The sequence below is a fragment of the Spirillospora sp. NPDC048819 genome, assembly GCF_040650055.1.
Classification (GTDB): domain Bacteria; phylum Actinomycetota; class Actinomycetes; order Streptosporangiales; family Streptosporangiaceae; genus Spirillospora.
In genome coordinates this window covers 18,704-38,794 of sequence record NZ_JBEZGN010000032.1, presented here as the reverse complement: position 1 = coordinate 38,794, position 20,091 = coordinate 18,704, and the positions used below count along the sequence as shown (strand labels likewise).

The following is a 20,091-nucleotide window of genomic DNA, read 5'->3' as shown; positions in this document are numbered from 1 at the left end:
ATGGGGGGAGCGGGTTCGTCAGCCGACGAGCTGCTTTTCGGCCGCCGGCTCCGCCGTGGGCGCCGCCGTGCCGCGGTGGGCCGTACCGCGGCCGTTCCTGCCGCGCGCGAACAGCACGCGGAGCATGCTCGGGCCATGGGTGAGGGCACCGGTGAGGCGGTCCAGGTAGATCGCCAGGATGACGACCGCGATACCGCCCTCGAAGCCCTTGGCGACGTCCACTCGGTTGATGCCCTCAAGCACCACTCCACCGAGACCGCCGGCGCCGACCATGCCCGCGATGACGACCATCGACAGCGACAGCATGATCAGCTGGTTGATGCCCGCCATGATCGACGGCATCGCCAGCGGAATCTGAATGCGGGTCAGGATCCGGTTCGGCGGGGTGCCGAACGCCTCGCCCGCCTCGACCATCTCCGGGTCGACGCCGCGGATGCCGAGTTCGGTCAGCCGCACTCCCGGCGGCATCGAGAAGATCACCGTCGCGACCACGCCGGGGACGGCCCCGATGCTGAAGAAGAAGATCGCCGGGATCAGGTAGACGAACGCCGGCATGGTCTGCATGAAGTCGAGAACCGGCCGGACGATGCGGCTCACCACATCGTTGCGGGCCGCCGCGATGCCGATCGGGACCGACATCGCCGTCGACACCACCGCCGCCACGATCACCAGGGCGAGGGAGTCCATCGAGGCGTCCCACAGCTCCATGCTGTCGATCAGCACGAAGCCGAGGATCGTGAACGCGCTGAGCTTCCAGCCGCTCACGAGCAGCGCCAGCACCGCCAGCACCAGCGTCAGCGCCAGCGGCGGCAGGACCGTCAGCACGTCCGTCAGCCCCACGACCGACGCGTCGATCGCCGAACCGATCCCGTCGAACAGCCACCCCAGGTTGTCGGTGCACCAGGTCACCATGCTGTCGAACCACTCGCCGACCGGCACCCGGGGCAGCTCGATCGCGCGCACGTCAGTCGTCAACGCCACTGCCCTCCTTCGTCAGCGCCAGCTCCGGCTCTCCCCCGTCGACGACCTCGTCCACGTTCGAGTTGATCGCGCCGAGGGCCGTCAGCAGCGTCACTCGCGGGATCACGCCGATCAGCGTCCCGTCCTCGTCCGCGACCGGCACGGGCAGGTCGCTCTCTGCGCACCGGACGAACAGGTCCGCGACGGGGGTGTCGGGCGCCACGGGCTCCGGATCCTCCGGGTCGATCAGCCCGTCGAGCTTCTGGACGTTGTCCTGAACCGCGTCCGCTATCACCGTGGCGCGGACCCGGCCGATCAGCTTCCGGTCCCGCCCGATCACGAACGCCGCCGAGGTCTGGTGCTCGCGCATCGTGCGCAGCGCCGTCCGCGGCCCCGTCGTCGACAGCACCGTGACCAGCGGCTTCTCCATGACCGAGGACGCCGTCAGCACCCTGGTACGGTCCACGTCCGCCACGAACTGCGCGACATAGTCGTTGGCCGGGTCGGTGAGGATCTCCTCGGCCGTCCCGATCTGCACGATCCGGCCCTCCCGCATCACCGCGATGCGGTCCCCGATGCGCATGGCCTCGTTCAGATCATGGGTGATGAACACGATCGTCTTGCCGAACTGTCCCTGCAGATCCAGCAGGAGGTCCTGGACCTCCCGGCGGATCAGCGGGTCCAGCGCGCTGAACGCCTCGTCCATCAGGATGATGTCGGTTTCCGCGGCGAGCGCCCGGGCGAGCCCCACACGCTGCTGCATGCCGCCCGACAACTGACGAGGAACCTTGTCCTCCCAGCCTTCGAGTCCGACCAGTCTCAGGAACTCTCGAGCCTTCTTCTCTCGTTCATCCTTCGGGACGCCGCGGACCTCCAGCCCGTAGGCGGCATTCGCCAGAACCGTCCGGTGGGGGAAGAGCGCGAAGTGCTGGAAGACCATGCTGACCTTGTTCTGCCGCAGCGCCCGCAGGGCCTTCGGCGGCATCTTCGCGATGTCCACGCCGTCGATCTCGACGCTCCCGGAGGTGACCCCGAGCAGTCCGTTCAGCATCCGGATCAGGGTGGATTTCCCGGACCCCGACAGGCCCATGACCACGAAGATCTCACCCTCGCGGACTTCGAACGAGGCGTCCACCACCGCCGGTGTGACCCCGAGGTCCCGGATCGCCTTCAGATCGGCGCCCGCCTTGAGTTTCCGTTGTGCCTCGGCCGTCTTACGGCCGAAGAGTTTGGTGACGCTTTCCGCGCGGAGTACTGACACGATCTCCTTTCGGGTTCCCACGGCCGGGGGAGGCGCGGAAACGGGTCGCCTTATCCGTCCAGGCGCCCGGACGTGGCGACCTCAGGCAATGAGATCGTCAACCAGACGCCAAACCAGTGCGTCGCCCGAAACTACCCGTTCAGAGAACATGTTTCATCTTTTGGTGCGTTTCGTCACGTTGGGGTCACGAATCGAGTACGTTCTACACCTTCGTACGATGGAAGTTCAGGTACGACCGCGACGGCGTCGGCCCCCGCTGATCCTGGTACCGCGACCCGTACCGCTCCGCCCCGTAGGGGTACTCCGCCGGTGAACTCGTCCGGAACAGACACATCTGCCCGATCTTCATCCCCGGCCACAACTTGATCGGCAGCGTCGCCACGTTCGACAGCTCCAGCGTCACATGTCCCGTGAACCCCGGATCGATCCACCCGGCCGTCGAGTGCGTCAGCAGCCCCAGCCTCCCCAGGCTGGACTTCCCCTCCAGCCTCGCCGCCAGATCGTCCGGCAACCCGAACACCTCGTACGTCGAGGCCAGCACGAACTCCCCGGGATGCAGAACGAACGCCTCCTCGGCGTCCACCTCCACCATCCGGGTCAGGTCCGGCTGCTCCACAGCCGGGTCGATATGCGGATACTTGTGGTTCTCGAACACCCGGAACCACCGATCCAGCCGCACGTCCACACTGGACGGCTGAACCATCCCCGGCTCATACGGGTCGATCTTCACCCGCCCAGACTCGAGCTCGGCCCTGATGTCACGATCGGAGAGCAGCACGCCAGAAAACTATCCCACCCAACCCGCACCAACGATCCGGTACAGTATCCACAGCATGGCGGCCCCACCGACCGCCGACGCGGGTGTAGTTCAATGGTAGAACTTCAGCTTCCCAAGCTGACAGCGCGGGTTCGATTCCCGTCACCCGCTCCATGTTTCCCCAGGTCAGAGCTTTGATCCTCCGAAGTTGATCTCCGTTCAAGATCTTCTATCACTCATCCATCACTCCGGACCGCCTGTGATCACGCCTGACACGACGACACGGGCGACCGCCAACTGCCCGATTTGTGAGCACAGCGTCGGTCGCGCACACTCATCGCCTTGACCACAGTGGCCAACTGGAACCGGTCCGGCGCGCCAAGCCGCGCTTCCCCTGCCCTACCGGAGGTCGGCCGCAGCAGCAGGCCCAGGCACGGTAGGCCATCGTGTGCTGTAACCCTCCTCGTCAGAACCGCAGGCAGGAGGGCTCAACCGGGCCCCGGTAGGGCGCATTGCCGACTCACCGTTTCGCCGACGAGCGCGCCAGTAGCGGGACGGGTCCTAACGTGCAGCGACGCGCCATGTCATCGCGGTCGTGAGGACGGATGGGACACGGGGGCGGGAGCTCCTCAGCGAGCCGTCCCATATGGCAACGCTGGACGCGACGGGTGACGCGGGCGCTCGGGCTCTGAGCCGGGACGCGCACCCCGAAGGTCCCGCCTCAGGCCGTGCCGGGCGACGCCAACAATCTCCGGCACGCCGGCCTTGCCATCGGCCCAACCAGACGGAGACTCAGGATCGCGATCCAGCAGCGCTGACGGCGGCAGAAGAGTACGTTCGATCGGCGACATCGGTTCGATCCATCCGGGCACGCGCCCAGTGCTCTGCTGCCTGGTTGCCTACCGCGTCGCCTGGACGTGGCGGGCTTGTCCTCCCGGTCGCGACAAGGTCGAACACCCCGTCTGCGCCATGCTGGCGGGCCTCGACAACCCTGCCACTCCTGAGCACACCGAGCAGGTCATTGTGCAAGATCGCATATGCCCGAGGCATTCATTCCGCTTGTCGGGGTCTAGTCCTCTACGGAAGTATTGATCCTGGGCGTCGCCGATCGTGGGAGCAGCATGGATCTGAGGATCAGCACTGTTGATGCCGACGGCCAAGAGCTCAAGTCGCTTTATCGTTGGCTCTCCCGGGACGGGATGCTCATGCGACATGCGCAGGTGAGCTTCGAGCAGGCGGATCGTCCTGGTGAGATGGGCGGCGTCTTTGACCTCATCAACGTTCTGTTGGCGGACGCGAGCGCCGTGGCCGGCATGGGCAGCCTGGCTGTAGCGCTCAAGACTTGGCGCGGTACACGCTCACGTCCTGCCGCTATCACGATCGAGCACAACGGCGTGATCATTACCCTCACCGAGGGTTCGGAGGAAGAGATTCGGTCGCTCCTGGACCGCCTGTCACCGCCTGCCGAGGGGGAACCGGGAGATCGCTGATGACGGCTCGGCCACCGGATCCAGAGCAGTCCCGTGTCGTCCTGATCGGTGTGCCCGCCTACACCTACCTTGATGATCTACCCGCTGTCGAACAGAACGTGCGGCGCCTGCGGGAACTGCTCACCGATCCCGGTCTGTGGGGACTGCCAGAGCGGAACTGCGCGGTCGTTGTCGGTGATGACGACCCGCGCACCGTTCCCCGTGCGATCCGCGCTGCTGCGCGAGGGGCTGAAGACCTGCTCTTTGTCTACTACGCCGGGCATGGTCTCCTGCCGCACGATTCCGACAAGTTCTGCCTCGCGCTCCCAAGCTCCACCCTGGACGACAGCTATACGGCCATCCGGTACGAGGACGTACGCCTTGCGATGGCTGAGGCACGGCCAGGCGTCCCCAAGGTGATGTTCCTGGACTGCTGTTTCGCGGCACGCGCTCTGGAAGGCGCCATGGGTGCACCGCCCGGGCTGAGCGAGCTCTCAAGGATCGAAGGCGCATGCACATTGACCGCCTGCGACGAGACCAGCCGCGCCCTGGCACCCCCTGGCGACGCCTATACGGCCTTTACTGGTGAGTTCATCCGAGTCATCGAGAACGGAATCACCGGGGGTAGTGAATATCTCGATCTCGGCACCCTTTTCCATCATCTGCGGCCTGCACTGGAGGTGAAGGGACTGCCGCAACCGCAGTTCTTTGCCCGAGGCGATGGCGGCACCATCCCGCTGTTTCGCAATCGTGCTTATTCTGCTTCGTCTTCTGTAGTGGAACCTTCGGATTTTCCGTTGCCTGAAGCCTTGCATGATCTGGTCCACGCTCAACTGCGCGCGGCGGACGATTTCCCGTACCAACTGGTCGGCGCGCGTCAGACCAGCCTCGCGTCGGTGTACATACGGCAAGAGGTCTCTGCCACGCACGCCGAAGGCAAGCCGAAGGGCACAGCCACAGATGACGTCCTAGGCGAACGCCAGGCGCTGCCCTTGGAGGTCACCGACACCGTACGGGCGGTCGAGGACACCCTGCGTTCCCATTCTCATCTGGTCATCACCGGTGGGCCTGGTCAGGGGAAGTCCACACTCACCTTGCAGTTGACGGCACACCTGGCTGGTGCCCTCATTTCGCGCGGCCAGAACGAGGAGCTGGACGGGCTCCGGCTGGTCCCCGTACGCGTCATGGCAGCCGCTTTGGCCGCCCGGGACGGCCCGCTGTTCCAGCGACTTCGCGACGCGGCGGCCGCTGGGCTCGGCCTGCACCTGGACGCACCCCTGCCCGATCAGCTGCTGAAGGAACTGCCGGACGGATGGCGTTGGCTGGTGATGGTCGACGGCCTCGACGAGATCACCGATCCTGCCCGCCGGGAGACTCTGATCCGTCAACTCGCCGCCAGGGCCGGCGGCGAGCCCAGCGACATGCAGTTGCTCATCACCACCCGTCCGCTGCGAGACGCCGAGTCGGCACTGCTGCGGCGCAGCGGAGTCGGGTTCTACCGGCTCGAACCGTTCAGCCGTGAACTGCTTCGTGATTTCAGCGAGCGATGGTTCTCCGACCCGGCCGAGAGCGCGGGCTTCCTGCACGCCGCAGACCAGGCCGGTCCGAGCAAATTGGTCCGGATTCCGCTGCTGGCGACCATCACCGCGATCGTGTACGAGCAGCGACCCGGCGTCACACTGCCCGGCAACCGGTACGTCCTGTATCAGAACTACCTGTCGTACCTGCGGACCGCCCGGGCTGAGGCGACCGACGAACAGTGGCGACACATCCGCAACCGCATCAAGAGCGTTCCGGGCTCCGACCCGCGCCCGTTGGACTACTTGCGCGCCAACCTTCAAGAGTTGCTCGCTCAGTTGGCTGAGGCCGCCATCAAGGGGACCACCGACCTCGGCCCCGGCGCCCTCGAATGGATCGATCGGCACGGCGGCGGCACAGCGTGGGTCTCGATCCCTGAATGGCCGGCGCTGGTTGCGGGCCTCCTGGACTCGACGGGCCTTTTCGTCCATACCTCAGAGGGGCAGCGCTTCATCCACCACAGCTTCGCCGAACATCTCGCGGGCCAAGCTGCTGCGCGCAGGATTCCAGAGGAGTTCGACCCAGAACGGACTGAGTGGGCCGAACCACTACGCCGAGCGATGGACGGTGACCACGTGGCGACAACGGCACTGATCGCTCACTCCTACGAGCAACCCGACATCGAAGCCTTACTGGAATGGGCAGAGAACGGCGACGGCGATCGCCGCGCTCTCAGCGGGCGGCTGCTCGCCGAGGGAATCCGAACCCCGCACCGCCAGCAGCATGCCACGCAGTTCCTGGAGCACTGCGAGAAGCGTCTTCACGCGCGGAACGTCGAGTACAGCGAACACAGCGACCTTCTCGATGTCATTTCTAAACTCGGCCACGTCGCCGCAACCGACTTTCTCCGAAGGATCGCCGAAGACCCAGCTTACCCACCGCAGACACGGATCAAGGCGGCGTCCGTGCAGCCGCCGGCCGAGGCCGAGGCCGCTGCCGCCGCTCTCCGGGAGATCGCCGCGATGCCAAGGCTCAGCGCGCAACATCGAGCATACGCGGCCAGGTCATTGGGCAGCCTCGGTCCCCGCCATGTCGGCCAAGCCGTCGCCATAGTCCGTGGGATCATCGACTCCCCGCAAACCGACTGCTTCGACCGTGCCTCCGCGGCGGACGACCTCGCGGCCATCGCCCCCGAGCACGCCGACCAGGCGGCCGCCATCCTCCGGCAGATCATGAACGACGCCCGCAATAGTTCTGTCAAACGCGCATACGCGGCGAGCTGGTTCGCCAAGCTAGGATATTCCCAGGAGGCCGCGGAGACCCTTGAGGAGATCATCACCTCTCCGCAGAGCGATTCGTTCGACCGTTGCTACGCCGTCGATGGGCTCGCGTCGATTGCACAAGAACACACCGATCACGCCGTGGCAATCCTCCATGAAACGATGACCGACGCCGAGATCGTTCCTTCAATGCGCGCCTACGCCGCGTGGCGACTCACGCGCCTGCGCCCAGACTCGGCCGACGAAGCGGCACAGATCATCCGCAGCCTCATCGTCTCCCCGGACACCCTCGCCCAATCGCAGGTCTACGCCGCGTCCATGCTTGGCAATCTCGGTGAGGACCACAACGACGAAGCCATCACCGCACTCCGACAGATCATGAACGATCCGGCGCACCGCGCGACCGCCCGAGCAAGCGCTGCCCTATCTCTAGCCGAAAACGCCCGTAAGCACCTCGATGAAGCACTGGCGATCATCCGCGGGCTGCTCGAATCCCCCAGGTGCGACGCGCCAGAGCGGGTAAGGGTAGCCGAGGACCTCGCCGAACTGGGAGCGGAATTCACAGACGAAGCAGTCGAGGTCCTCCAGCAAATCGCGGACTGTCCCGACAACACCGCCTTCAGTCGCGCGAACGCCGCCGGGGAGTTGGCCAAGCTGGCCCCTGACCGTACAGAAGAAGCCGCGGCGGTGCTCCGCAGCCTCACGACCTCCCCTGATGTCTCCCGCAAGGACGCGATCAATGCTGCCCGGAGGCTCGCTGAAGCGGAGATGTCACCTCGCGACGCTGAGCACGCCGCAGGAGTACTAAGGTCCATCATGAGCGGGCCAGGCAACATCAAAGAGCTCGCCGACGCGGCTGCGGAACTCGGCCGCCTCAGCGACAGCCACCTTGCAGAGGCCACCCGGGCGCTGCGCGCGCTCACCAGGCGGCCACCGACCGGCTTTGCCGGCCGCGCGACCGCGGCACGGCATCTGGCGAAATTGGCACCAGACCAGCGCGGTGCCGCGGTGACGGTGATCCGGGCGGTCGCCACCGGCCGAGTATCCCCGATCGCTCGGCTCAATGCCGTGACATCCCTAGATCAACTCGGCACGGAGTACCGCGATGAAACAGTGACGATCCTGCGCGAGATCATCACTAATGAAATTAGGCCATATTATCAAGCGCGCGCCGCCGGTGTACTCGGCGATCTGAGCCCTTGCTACAGGGACGAGGCGGTCCAGGCGCTGCGCGGAATCATGAATTCCGGCGCCTCCGGCCCGTATGACAAGGCACGTGCTGCAGACGAACTCGCCTCCCTGAGCCCGGCATTCTCAGCCGAGGCAGCGGATGTGATGCGGGGACTTATCGAAGCAATCCGCATGGGAGCCTCACCCTGGAACCAGTGCACCCGGTGGGCGACGGCCCATCGGGACCGGTTCACCGGTGCAACGATGACCGTCCTCGAAGATCTGCTTCCCGAACCCGTCGGCCTTGCGAGAGGGCTCAACTCGATAGCCAAGCGACTGGCGTGGCTCGGTCCGGCATTCGTCGACGAAGCCGCCGAGGTGATCCGTGGCGTTATCGCCGATCCCAATACGGAGCCGCTTGACCGCGCTGATGCTGGTGACGACCTGACCCGCGTGAATGCAGAATTCTTGGATGAGGGACTCGCAGTGGTCGAGGCAGTTCTGGCAGGATCCGACCTGCAGACCACCGAGCGGATCTTCCTCGCGCCTCTTCTCGTATCCAAGCGGCATGGCCGAGTCGACACCGTGCGCGACATCCTGCGCGGAGTTATCTCGGATTTCGCTGCCGATCCGGCTGACCGCGCTTACGCGGCCTACCAACTGGCGGACCTGGGCCAGGGCTACATAGGAGAGGCGGACGCGGTACTACGAGAGGTGATGGCCGACAGCGCCCCAGCCGCCAGCGCATACGCGGCCGGGAGGCTCGCAGAGTCGGACTCCGGTCATGTCACCGAGGCAGCCGAACTGATCCGGGGAGTCATCTCGTCCCCGTCCAATCCCATCACGGACCGAATCCTAGCCGCGGCCGTGCTATCAGATCTCTCCCTCGGCCATCCCGACGAAGCTGCCCAGGCGCTCCGAGACGTGCTGGCTGATCCCCTGCTCGACGAAAGCGACCATGATCTCGCGCTGACCGTTCTCGACGAGATCTCTCCGCGCTCCGTGGATCAATACCGCAGCCAAACACCGCCGCCCTAATTTAGGCCGCATGTAACAGGATGTTGCCTTGTGATCATAACGTCCGCTCGTCGGCATGAGAGTGCGTTCGTTGCGACTTGAAGCTCCCTGGCGCAAGTGCCGAGGGTTATGTAGGCGGCGTGGATGCAGTGGGGGCTGGTGAGGTCGTGGCGGGTGCAGTTACAGCGTGCGGTGGTGCGTCGGCAGCGGACCGGTTCATCCAAGTATCAGGCGGACCAGGGAACTCAATGGCACCGCAGGGTTCGTAGCTCGGCCAGGCGTGCCTGGCCGAGCTACAGGAGGGGCCTCATTGCCCCTGCGGAGGCACGCGACAGGGCATCTAGGCGATCTGGTCGCCTCTCCGGGACACGTTTTGCCGGGACCGCGGGCCTTGGTTCATCTCAGGCATGGCCGCGCGGATCCAGGACACGCCGGCTTTGCTGGTGAGTGGCTCGGTGAAGCCAGAAGGGGTATGCCCGTGCGCGCCTGGACCGGTAGAGCTGGTGCCCAACGGGTCTCCGAAGGTGAGAATCAGAATTTCGGTCCCGCTGTTGTTGGACTGTGTTGTGCCCAACCAATCCGTTTGGCGGGGATTGAGTGGACTGCCGAGCGGACGGCGGGAGTCCTCTGAGCTGTCGCCGAGGTTGCTGATCGAGTCTTCGCGGAGTTGGTGACTCGCCGTCCGGTTGATGCGGTTGCAGGTGCGAGCTGGAGCGTTCATGGAATCCTCCGGTCGTTCTGTTGGTGACCAGCCACAATGAAACCCGGAGTCGCAGCCGGGTTAAATGAGCAAAACGTTCAGGGGGAATAAGTGAACAGCTGTGCGATGTGGAGGCTGAGCGCTGCGGGTGCGGTAGCGACTACGTGCCAGGGGTTGGCGGCTTCGGCTGTTGATGCTGGTGACTTCTGCTCATATTCACAAAGTGATCGCCCGTCTGGGCAGCGGTGCTGAGGTCGGTCTCACTGCCCCGTACCTGATCGCGGAGACGGGTGTCCCTGTCCCGGGCGCGGACCGCGGAGGGCTACCGGATGCGGCCATTAACGGTGCGTAAACCGGCAGCACCATTGGGTCGTCTCAGGAACGTCGGGTGCTCCCCTCGACCAGTTCAGACCGCGGTGACACGGGGGCGCAGCGTCGGATCGAGGCCCTCGTTTCGCTCTGAGATGACGTTGCGAGGAAGTCATGGCAGTGCAGGAGATCCCGACCCCGGCCTACATCGGCGTCGAGGTGGATGCCGGCGATGCTGAGCGTGCCCTGCGCCTATTGCGGTTCTTCCTCCGGGGAGGGCGAGAGGGTGGTGGCTCTCGCGACGACCGTCAAGGCGCTCCCGACACTCACCCACATCGCCGTCACCGAACGTCGGATCCTTGGATTCTCCGTCGCCGAACTCGCCAAGGTCGGGCCGCGTCAGGAGACCGACATCACGGCGATCGCCTCTGTCGAGACGCGGAAGTCGTACAAGCAGCGCTGGTTCTTCGTGATCGTGGACAGGACAGGCGCCGATACCGATTTCGGCGACGTGCACGACCAGGACGCACCGCGGCTAACCCAGATCGTCCAAGACCTTGTCCGGCGGGAGGAACCGCCCCGCCCGGAAGTCGCCCGGCACACGCCGACGGTCGGGGCGGGGACGCCTACCCCACCACCACCTGCTGCACCCGTGATGGAGCCGCCCCCGCCCCCGCGTGCGGCCGTCCCGACTGGGCCTCATCCCGTTGGGTGGCGGTACAACCCGCCGCCGAGCTGGCCGGCGCCGCCACCCGGCTGGAGGCCACCGCCCGGATGGATGCCCGATGCGAGTTGGCCGCCCCCGCCGCCGGGCTGGCAATTCTGGTCACCCGGCCCGGTTCAGACCACGCCGCCTGAGAGCGCTCCGCCGCCCTACGCGCACCAGGAGGTCGGACCATCTGTTCCCCCCACGGCCGGGTCGGCGCCGCTTCCACACGAGGCGTCCGGTGCCTCCAGAGGCAGGGCGGTCTTCGGCACTCGCAAGCAGCGAATCGAAGCACTTGAGGCTGAGAATGCCGAGCTACGTGGATGGCTGCAGCGGCTCGGGGGTTTGGACGCACCCCAGGTGGCGGCGGAACTAGGGCGGATGCGTGGCGAGGTCGCCGACGCCGAGCGCAAGCGCACAGAGTTGCACGCCGAGTTGCAGCGGGCCCGCAATTCGATCACCGAGACCGAGGATCTGGCTCTCCTGCAGGAGGCGGGCGTCTACGAGTATCAGCATCCGCTGGCGGACGTTGTCGCCTACAAGGCCGAGTTGGCGAAGGTGAAGGATCGCATCAAGGCCATGGCGCGGACGGGTAAGGCGGTCGTCGGTGCCACGAACTGGACGGTGAACGGTTCAGCGGCACAAGGCGGCAAGATGGTGCGGGACTTCTCCAAGCTCATGCTGCGCGCCTACAACGCCGAGGCCGACAACCTGGTCCGGACGATGCGCCCCTACAAGCTGCAGTCGGCGATCGAGCGGCTCGACAAGAGTGCGCAGACGATCGAGCGGCTCGGCAAGACCATGGACATTCGGGTCAGCCGGGAGTACCGGTCGGTTCGCGTCAAGGAACTGCGCCTGACCGCGGATCATCTGGCCAAGGTCGAAGAGGAGAAGGAACGGGTCCGGGCCGAGCGCGAGCGTCAGCGCGAGGAGGAAAAGGCCCGCAAAGAGTTCGAGCGCGAGAAGGCCCGCCTGCTCAAGGAGCGCTCGCACGTCGAGTCGGCGCTCGCGCGCCTGGAGGCGAACGGGGACACAGACGGTGCCGCCGACCTGCGGACAAAGCTCACCGATGTGGAGTCGGCGATCTCGGACGTGGAGGGCCGCGCTGCCAACGTCCGTGCCGGGTATGTGTACGTGATCTCCAACATCGGCGCGTTCGGCGAGCGCATGGTGAAGATAGGCATGACGCGGCGCTTGGAGCCGATGGACCGGGTCCGCGAGCTGGGCGATGCCTCAGTGCCTTTCCGGTTCGACGTCCACGCGCTCATCTTCAGCGACGACGCCGTCGGACTGGAGAGTGGTCTCCATCAGGAGTTCGCAGCTCGTCGTGTCAACCAGGTCAACCTTCGCAGAGAGTTCTTCTATGCAACGCCTGCCGAGGTCCGCGAGGTCCTCGAGCGGATCGCGGGGAACCATCTCCTGGAGTACAACGAGATACCCGAGGCCCTCGAATACCGCGCTGGCAAACCCGCCTGACGGAGGAGGCCTCCGGTACCCGCCTCTGCAACCACCTGGAACGCGCCGGCCGGGTCTCGGGGACGTACACCACACGGAGCATCGACGATCTGAGGTGGCCGGTAGCGCTGGGCTGCTCAGACATGTCGCGGTCACCGGTAGGAGTCCCCGTACGGGCCCCATGTCGATCGATTGAGGCGAGCTGTCTCGATAGGGTGACAATCCTTCATCTGGGATTGTCGTAGCGGCTGTAGACGTGGGGGCGGAGCGGTGATCAGTCCGTATGTGCGGCGGTTGAGGCTTGCTGCGGAGTTGCGGGAGCTTCGGGAGCGGGCCGGTGTCTCTGCTCAGGAGCTGGCCAAGAGGTCGGGGGTGTACCGGCAGATGGTCAGCAAGTTGGAGAACGCGCACGTCCCGCCGGGTCAGGAGGACGTCCAGAGGCTGCTGGAGACCTTGGGTGTCGAGGGTGACCAGTGGACGCAGCTGGTGCAGATCACCTCTGAGGCGGCGTCGCATGGCTGGTGGGAGTCGTCGGGCATCGGGGAGCGGCAGGCGCGGTTCGCCAACCTTGAGGCCGGCGCGGCGGTGATCCGGGAGTACCAGCAGAACTTGATCCCGGGGTTGCTGCAGACCGAGGAGTTCATCTCTACGCGGTTGGCCAACAGTGAGCTGCCGCTGCCTTCGGATGCCGAGGTGAGCGGTGTGCTGAAGGGCAGGGTCGGGCGGCAGCGGATGCTGCATCGCCCGAACGGCCCGGCGTACGAGGTCATCCTGGACGAGGTGGTGCTGCGCCGGCGGTCGGTTCCGCCGGAGGTCTTCCGGAGGCAGATCGAGCGCATCATCGAGCTGGCGGACGAGAAGGAGCAGGTCACGGTGCGGGTGTTGCCGGTGGATGCTGAGATCCCCGGCTACAACATCCCTGAGTGCTCGTTCTCGATCTACACCTACCCGGACAGCGGTGACCCGGTCGTGGTCGGTCTGGAAGCGGTGGCAACCGATCTGGTGCTCACGGATCGGGAGCAGACTGGGCAGTTCGAGATGGTGTACACCGGTTTGGTAAGTGCGGCGCTTTCGGTCGAGAGGTCGCGCGAGATGCTGGCGCAGGTAGCGGAGTCCCTGCCGTCGCGTTAAGGAAGGCGATCATGAGCGGTTCCGAGCGCTACACCGGGTGGCGCACGTCCTCGTATAGCGGTACCGGCAACAACTGTGTTGAGGCCGGACGGGCCCGCGGCCGTTCAGACGTCGGTGTCCGGGACTCGGCGCTCGGCGCGGGCGGTGCCGTGCTGGAGTTCAGCGTGGGCGAGTGGGGCGCCTTCATAGTCGCGATCAAGCAAGGCCGACACCGCCAGCCGTAATCGGCAAGTGCTCGCGTGACGGGGTCAGTGCATCCCGCTCTAACCCGTTTTCTTCGCATTTGTGTAATGACCTATTTGCGGACTGTCACCAAAGTCCTTGCCTGGACGGCTGGGACAGTCCCATACTCGTGACTGTCATGGAGATGGGACAGTAAGTAGTCGGCAGGTGGGTGCACCTTGCGCTGCGTTTCTTCTCCGCTGCGATGACGAGTCAGGAGTCCAAGAGATGTCCGTATCAACCACCGCCTTCCGGCGTCGCCGGACGGTCCCGGCCGGCAGACGGCCACCCGACCATGACGGCGGTGACGACTACCGAGACAGCATCGGCATGGCCGCGCTTTCCACCTCGATCCCCCTTGTGCGCTCCTTTGCGCGGGCCAAGCTCGTCTCCTGGGGATTGGAGACCACCTACGGCTGGGAGTGCCAGCAGGTGCTTTCAGAGATGGCGACGAACGCCTTCGACGTCAGCGGCCAGCCGGCTCCCACAGACTTGAACGCTCTGGACGATCGTGCCTTGGCGATGATCCTCGTCCAGCTCCGCGTCTCAGCAGGACACCTCATCGCGGAGGTCCGCGACCCCAGCGGCGCCCGCCCCGAACTGGTCACCCCCGGCATCGACGATGAAGGCGGACGAGGACTGCAACTCGTCGAAGCCCTGGCCACCACGTGGGGCTGGTACCCCATCACCTCCGATGCCACAGTGTCCGGCAAGGTGGTCTGGGCATCGTGGCTGCTCGCACCAGAGACGGACGCATCGTGAGCTGGTTCCGGCTCCACTGGCGCCAACGCGGCTGCAAACAGCGATCATGTCATCCGCCGGCGACGTTGGCGCTGCTGCTCCCCGACGACTTGACCGAAGGCGAGTTCGCCGATGCGATCCAGCGGGCATTCATCCAGTCTCGTGATGCTCTGGCCGATCAGGCACGCCGCAACGCCGACCTAGCCGAGCAGAAGCAGCAGGACGAGGTTCACCGCGCTTACCTGATCGGCGGATCACACGCGTTCAGCGAGGCCGCTGCCCGTATAGACGCCGCCGTCGCCGAGGTTTTCGAAGTCAGCGCCCAGCGTCCGGACCTCCGCTGAAACAGTGTGGGCTGGGAAAGGAGCGAGCCCCAGCCCACACCAACCTGCCGCCTCTCAGGGCGTCGAACCGACCGCACGAAGCTTGACGATCGCCTGGTCACGGGTGAGCAGATGCAGGTCGTGGGCGGGCGGACGCCGGGGACCATCGGTGTCGATGAAGTGGGTAGGGCCGTACGGCCACGGCCCGTTGAACAGCGTGACGAGGTCGGTCGCGAGCTGGCTCTCCAGCGTCTGGTGGACGACGTCGGCGTCGGCTCCCGGTGTCGCCAGCCACAGCACCGGAATCTGTTTCTCCGGCCCGGTGGCGCTGATGGGCTGTGGTCTGCTTTCGAGGTGTTCGATCGCGTCTTCCAGGGTGCCGGTGACGTGCAGGACGGAGGCGAAGCGCGACGGGAGCCGGGAGGACGCGGCGCCGAGCAGGCGCTCCAGATCGGCGCGCGCGATGACGACATCGCATCCCTGCGTGCTGCGGGTCAGGGCGTCAACCAGAACAGAGCGGAGCAGCCGCTGGGTGCCGGGCCCGATGACGCCGGCCCCTTGGGGGTGGCTGAAGGCTCGCGCCAGGACGGGCTCAGGAACAGGTTTGCCGCACTCGCGCGGGTTGCGTCGCTGGAGGGTGAGGCTGGTAAGCCGACGGGTCAGGGGTGCGTGGGCGGCTTTGCGTAGTCGATTCATTTCTCACTCCGGGTCGATCGGTGGCGGGGCACCTTGATCAAACCGGGAGCTGCCAGGTCACAGACCTGAAGGAAACGCCTCATGGTGGCAAGTGACCAGCGTTCGGCAATGCGATCTATCGGTGCTGGAGCCCCGGAAACCGCCTACGCCAATGGTCCCCGAGGGCCTCACGCTCGCTAGCCGGATCGATGGCGACTCCGCTCATTGACGCCAAACGCTCATCCACCGTTCTAGCGACGCTACTCACTTGCATGGATACTCTCTGTCACGGGAGGTGTAGGTGAGTACGGAAGCCGAACAGACAGCCACCAGGCTGCTGGAGGGGATCGTCGCCGATGAGTTGCTCGGCCCCTACATCCGGCTGATGGCCTCCGATGGCTGTCCGCCCTCCGAGGCCGCCGACATGCTCGGCGGGCCCCAGATCGTAGAGGCGTTGAAGGAGACCGGGCTGGCTTACGTCATGCCATTGGGGATGGCGGTTTCGCCGCGGTTGGTCGCCACCGCTCCGGATCTCGCTCTGCAGGAAACACTCGCGGCCTTGTCCCGCAAGCTGGTCGCCGACCAACAGCGACTGCTGGACGGTCAGCGCCGCATGGTCGAGATGCATCCCTTCCCCGGAGTCATGGAGGGACAGGCTGACCAGCTGGTGCGGATCCTCACAGACCGTACCGAGATCACCGACACTTCTCGCTCACTGCTGGGAACGGCACGGCGGCATTGGCTGACCCTGGAGAACTTCGCCATGGAGCGTCCCCTGGAAGAACTGGCCGGAATGCCGCCTCTTCCCACGTTCGAAGGCGATGTCGTGAGCCGGACCATCTACCAGGCGTCCTGCGCCGAACACCCCGTCGGGATCAAGATCATTCAGATGCACACCGGAGCCGGGGAAGAGGCCAGGATCCTGCCCGAGATTGGCATGAAGATGAAGCTCGCCGATGAGGCGGTCGCGTTGGTGCCGCTGACCCCCACCGGGCTGCCGGGTGCCTTGCTGATCAAGTCCCCGGTGATCGTCGCCGCATTGCGCGAGTACTTCGAACTGCTATGGCAGCGCGCGGTTCCGCTCGGTGAGGCCGAGCCGGAGATGCCGCTCAAGCCCGTCCAGATGTCGATCCTGCGGATGCTGGCGCAGGGAATGAGCGACGACGGGATCTCCCGGCGGATCGGCCAGAAGACCAGCAGCGTGCGACGGCACGTCAGCGCGATCGGCAAGCACCTCGGCACCACCAGCCGCACTGCGATGGGCGCTGCAGCCGCCCGACGCGGCTGGATCGACTGACCCCGACACGTCTGGAGAGCAGGAGCGATGCCCGACTACCTGGATTTCGTGCCCACCGAGCGTTTCCGCGGGCAAGTGGTCCTGTCCCCGGACACCAAGACCGTCGCCTACTGCAGCAACGCCGAAGGGTCATTCGACCTGTGGACGATTCCGGCTGCCGGTGGGGCACCGCACCGGCTGACCCAGCTCGAAGACCAGGCGGTACGGCAGATCGCATGGTGGCCGGACGGTGAGGGACTGGTTTTCACCGCCGACCGCAACGGCGACGAGCAGTACCGCATCTACCGGGTCGGCTCAGACGGTCAGGAACTCACCGAAATCAGCACCGGCCCAGACTGTCAACGGGTCTTGGCCGATGTCCCGTTCGATGCAGCAGGGCGGTTTCTGTTCTATGCGGCCAATGACCGCGACCGCACCGTGCAGGACATCCTCATCCGAGACCTGGCCGACGGCACCGAACGCCGCATCACCCCCCCGGACGGAGTCAAGTTCAGCCCGACCCGCACTTCGCCCGATGGGCGGTGGCTGCTGGCCGTCGGCATCCGGTCCAACACCGACATCGCCACCTATCTCATCGACCTCACCAATCCCGAGGTAGAAGCCGTATGTGTCACTGCCGAACACGGGAACGGCTACTTCGTCCCAGGGCCGTGGACACCGGACTCGGCCGCCTTCTACCTGTGCACCGACATATGGGGCGAGTTCACCTCCGTCGGCCGATACACCCTGGACAACAACTCCCTGGCCCGCATCACCGATGACAACTGGGACGTCGAGCACATCGAAGCTGCCGGCGACCTCCTCGTCTGGTCCATCAACCACGGTGGACGCTCCGTGCTGCGGGCCGCGCGGAACGGAACCGAACTCGCGCTTGCTGACGTCCCCCAGGGAGTCATCGACGCGATCGCGCTCAGTCCGGACGGTGAACGGATAGTCCTGGAGATCGACACAGCCGCCCGGCCCAGCGAGATCGGCGTGCTCGACCCGGCGGCCGGTTTCCGCTACCTCACCGACGCCCGCCCACCCGCGGTTCAGGTAATCGATCCCGTCGAACCCAACCTGATCACTTACCCGGCTTCGTACGGACGTCACGTTCACGCCCTGCTCTACCAGCCGCACACGCCCGGCCCCCACCCAGTCCTGCTCTCGGTGCACGGTGGCCCAGAAGCCCAAGAACGTCCCGAGTACGCCTACTCCGGCCTCTACCAGTACCTCCTCCACCAGGGCATCGCGGTGTTGGCACCCAACATCGCCGGCTCCACCGGATACGGGCTCACCCACCAGAAGCTCATCTACCGCGACTGGGGTGGGATCGATCTGGATGACCTCGACCGCGCCGTCCGCCACCTGCGCACCCTCTCCGATATCGACGCCGACCGCATCGCCGTCATGGGCGGCTCCTACGGAGGATTCGCCGCCCTGTCGTGTCTGTCGCGGCTGCCGTACCGGTGGGCGGCCGGAGTTTCCTTCTGCGGCCCGTCCAACCTGGTCACTCTCGCCCAGGCCTGCCCACCGACCTGGAGACCGACCGTTGACGCCGTCCTCGGTAACCCCGACATCGACGCCGAGGAACTCACCCGCCGGTCCCCGATCACCTACGCAGACGCCATCACAGCGCCATTGCTGGTCATCCAGGGCGCTCATGATCCGCGCGTCCCCCAGGACGAGTCCGACCAGATCGTCGCCAGGCTGCGCACCCGCGGCGTCGACGTTCGCTATGACATCTATCCCGACGAAGGCCACGGATTCACCAACCGCACCAACGAGATCAAGGCCTACGGCGACATCGCGCAGTTCCTAGTCACCCACTTGGCCAGGAGGTAGGAGCCGCCAATGTCCGGTCTCCTATCGCCGCTGGCCCTGTTCCGGGACCCGTCCGTGGCACCCCTGTTCATCTCCCGCGTCATCTCCAGCGCGAGCGTCGGATTCGGGCAACTCGCCCTGGCCTGGGGCGTGATGAACCTGGGCTACGGTGCCAAAGGCCTGTCCCTGGTCATGGCCTGCAACGCGTTCCCGGCTCTGCTCATCATCTGCGGCGGGGTCGCCGGAGATCGCTTCCGTCGGCACCACGTGCTCCTGGGCGCCGAGACGCTGGCCAGCCTCTCCTGGCTGGCCATCGGCGCCGCATTGTTCACCGGAAAAGCACCCCTGGCGCTGCTGTGCGCGCTCGGCGCCATTGGCGGCGTCGCCACCGCGATGTTCCTGCCCACGCTGCGCGGCATCATCGCCGATCTCCTCAACTCACCGGACCGGCCGGCCGGGAACGCCCTGGTCAACCAAACCCAGTCGATCGGCCTGCTTATCGGCCTGATCTCGTCCGGAGCCATGGTCACTGCCGTTGGCCCGGCATGGGCGGCCTCGATGCGGGGCTTCCTGTGTGCGCTGAGCGCCGTGCTGCTCAGCAGGCTGGCCACCTCGCGTCCCAGCAAGCCCGGCACCGGACCTCTGCGTGACTTGCGGGTCGGATGGCGGGAGTTCGGGAGACGCCCATGGGTGTGGATCATGACCTTGCAGTACACGGCGATCACCACCGCGGTGGTCTGCTACACCAAGATCGCTGGGCCGCTCTATGCCACCGATGGGCATGGTGGCGCTTGGGCCTGGGGCCTCATCCGCGCTTGCGAACCCCTCGGGGCAGTGATGGGCGCATTGGTCGGCGCCCGGTGGCAGCCCGGCCGGACCATTCCCGTGGCGGCGCTGTTGCCCATGTCGGTGGCATTGCCGATGCTCCTGATGGGAAGTGGAGCGCCCTGGCAGTTGATCGCCGTCGCAGCAGTAATTCCTGGCGTGTTCCAAGCCGTCTACTACGTCCTGTGGACAACTGCGTTGCAGGACCGATTTGCTCCAGAAGTACTCGTTCGCGTCAACAGTTGGAACATGGTCACGAGCTACGTCCTCATGCCATTGATTATGCTGGCGTCCGGTCCACTGGCCGGCGTCTTCGGCCCCGGGAAGCTTGCGTTCTGGTCTGGGACCATAGCTGTCATCGCGACGCTTTCCACACTGGTTGCCCTGCGTCTGCTTCATCAGGAGCCCTTGGCGAAAAGCGAAGCCAAAAGGGCTATCGCGTGAGCCTCTTAGGTTTTGCTATAGCGACGTG

General features: G+C 65.7%; 13 protein-coding genes, 1 tRNA gene and 1 pseudogene. 11 read left to right on the top strand and 4 right to left on the bottom strand.

Going from position 1 to position 20,091, the window contains the following annotated elements:
• Positions 1-138 precede the first annotated feature (138 nt).
• The 3 genes and pseudogenes from AB0C35_RS33190 to dcd all read right to left on the bottom strand — a co-directional run.
• Positions 139-804 (bottom strand): annotated as a pseudogene (locus tag AB0C35_RS33190) (ABC transporter permease subunit); the annotation flags it as partial.
• A gap of 160 nt (positions 805-964) precedes the next feature.
• Complete coding sequence (locus AB0C35_RS33185) at positions 965-2,221, bottom strand: glycine betaine/L-proline ABC transporter ATP-binding protein (RefSeq protein WP_358464772.1); 1,257 nt, start codon at positions 2,219-2,221, stop codon at positions 965-967.
• A 202-nt stretch (positions 2,222-2,423) separates the two neighbouring features.
• Positions 2,424-2,999, bottom strand: a complete 576-nt coding sequence (gene dcd / locus AB0C35_RS33180; protein WP_358464769.1) for a dCTP deaminase — start codon at positions 2,997-2,999, stop codon at positions 2,424-2,426.
• Positions 3,000-3,078: 79 nt separating this feature from the next.
• Between dcd and AB0C35_RS33175 the strand changes: the two genes are divergently transcribed.
• The 8 genes from AB0C35_RS33175 (at position 3,079) to AB0C35_RS33140 (ending at position 15,040) form a co-directional block, all read left to right on the top strand.
• Positions 3,079-3,152, top strand: a tRNA-Gly gene (locus tag AB0C35_RS33175).
• Between the two features lie 947 nt (positions 3,153-4,099).
• A complete protein-coding gene (locus tag AB0C35_RS33170; RefSeq protein WP_358464766.1) occupies positions 4,100-4,468 on the top strand; it encodes a hypothetical protein in 369 nt (122 codons plus the stop codon).
• Positions 4,468-9,453 (top strand): caspase family protein, encoded by a 4,986-nt coding sequence (locus AB0C35_RS33165; RefSeq protein WP_358464763.1) that lies wholly within the window; start codon positions 4,468-4,470, stop codon positions 9,451-9,453. The genes AB0C35_RS33170 and AB0C35_RS33165 overlap by 1 nt, the downstream gene beginning before the upstream one ends.
• Positions 9,454-10,673: 1,220 nt before the next feature.
• Positions 10,674-12,623, top strand: a complete 1,950-nt coding sequence (locus AB0C35_RS33160; RefSeq protein WP_358464761.1) for a DUF4041 domain-containing protein — start codon at positions 10,674-10,676, stop codon at positions 12,621-12,623.
• Positions 12,624-12,872: 249 nt separating this feature from the next.
• Positions 12,873-13,733: a helix-turn-helix transcriptional regulator gene (locus AB0C35_RS33155; RefSeq protein WP_358464758.1), complete on the top strand. Its 861-nt coding sequence runs from the start codon at positions 12,873-12,875 to the stop codon at positions 13,731-13,733.
• Positions 13,734-13,744: 11 nt separating this feature from the next.
• Complete coding sequence (locus AB0C35_RS33150) at positions 13,745-13,957, top strand: DUF397 domain-containing protein (RefSeq protein WP_358464755.1); 213 nt, start codon at positions 13,745-13,747, stop codon at positions 13,955-13,957.
• A 226-nt stretch (positions 13,958-14,183) separates the two neighbouring features.
• Complete coding sequence (locus AB0C35_RS33145) at positions 14,184-14,717, top strand: ATP-binding protein (RefSeq protein WP_358464752.1); 534 nt, start codon at positions 14,184-14,186, stop codon at positions 14,715-14,717.
• Entirely contained in the window at positions 14,714-15,040 is a 327-nt protein-coding gene (locus AB0C35_RS33140) for a hypothetical protein (RefSeq protein ID WP_358464749.1), read from the top strand. Before AB0C35_RS33145 ends, AB0C35_RS33140 begins: the two co-directional genes overlap by 4 nt.
• Before the next feature lie 54 nt (positions 15,041-15,094).
• Here the strand turns inward: AB0C35_RS33140 and AB0C35_RS33135 are convergent, their stop codons facing one another.
• The gene (locus AB0C35_RS33135; protein ID WP_358464746.1) at positions 15,095-15,715 is read right to left on the bottom strand and encodes a hypothetical protein; all 621 of its coding nucleotides are present in this window, start codon (positions 15,713-15,715) and stop codon (positions 15,095-15,097) included.
• A gap of 280 nt (positions 15,716-15,995) precedes the next feature.
• Between AB0C35_RS33135 and AB0C35_RS33130 the strand changes: the two genes are divergently transcribed.
• From AB0C35_RS33130 to AB0C35_RS33120, 3 genes are read left to right on the top strand one after another with little or no spacing between them, the layout of a single operon-like run.
• Entirely contained in the window at positions 15,996-16,991 is a 996-nt protein-coding gene (locus AB0C35_RS33130) for a LuxR C-terminal-related transcriptional regulator (RefSeq protein ID WP_358464743.1), read from the top strand.
• Positions 16,992-17,018: 27 nt separating this feature from the next.
• Entirely contained in the window at positions 17,019-18,815 is a 1,797-nt protein-coding gene (locus AB0C35_RS33125) for a S9 family peptidase (RefSeq protein WP_358464740.1), read from the top strand.
• Positions 18,816-18,824: 9 nt separating this feature from the next.
• Complete coding sequence (locus tag AB0C35_RS33120; RefSeq protein WP_358464737.1) at positions 18,825-20,063, top strand: MFS transporter; 1,239 nt, start codon at positions 18,825-18,827, stop codon at positions 20,061-20,063.
• Positions 20,064-20,091 lie beyond the last annotated feature (28 nt).

Bases quoted from the DNA above. Each gene is read 5' to 3' on its own strand.
- AB0C35_RS33120 (WP_358464737.1), top strand. From the start codon at position 18,825: ATGTCCGGTCTCCTATCGCCGCTGGCCCTGTTCCGGGACCCGTCCGTG.
- AB0C35_RS33165 (WP_358464763.1), top strand. From the start codon at position 4,468: ATGACGGCTCGGCCACCGGATCCAGAGCAGTCCCGTGTCGTCCTGATC.
- AB0C35_RS33160 (WP_358464761.1), top strand. From the start codon at position 10,674: ATGCTGAGCGTGCCCTGCGCCTATTGCGGTTCTTCCTCCGGGGAGGGC.
- AB0C35_RS33145 (WP_358464752.1), top strand. From the start codon at position 14,184: ATGTCCGTATCAACCACCGCCTTCCGGCGTCGCCGGACGGTCCCGGCC.
- AB0C35_RS33170 (WP_358464766.1), top strand. From the start codon at position 4,100: ATGGATCTGAGGATCAGCACTGTTGATGCCGACGGCCAAGAGCTCAAG.
- AB0C35_RS33135 (WP_358464746.1), bottom strand. From the start codon at position 15,715: ATGAATCGACTACGCAAAGCCGCCCACGCACCCCTGACCCGTCGGCTT.
- AB0C35_RS33150 (WP_358464755.1), top strand. From the start codon at position 13,745: ATGAGCGGTTCCGAGCGCTACACCGGGTGGCGCACGTCCTCGTATAGC.
- AB0C35_RS33125 (WP_358464740.1), top strand. From the start codon at position 17,019: ATGCCCGACTACCTGGATTTCGTGCCCACCGAGCGTTTCCGCGGGCAA.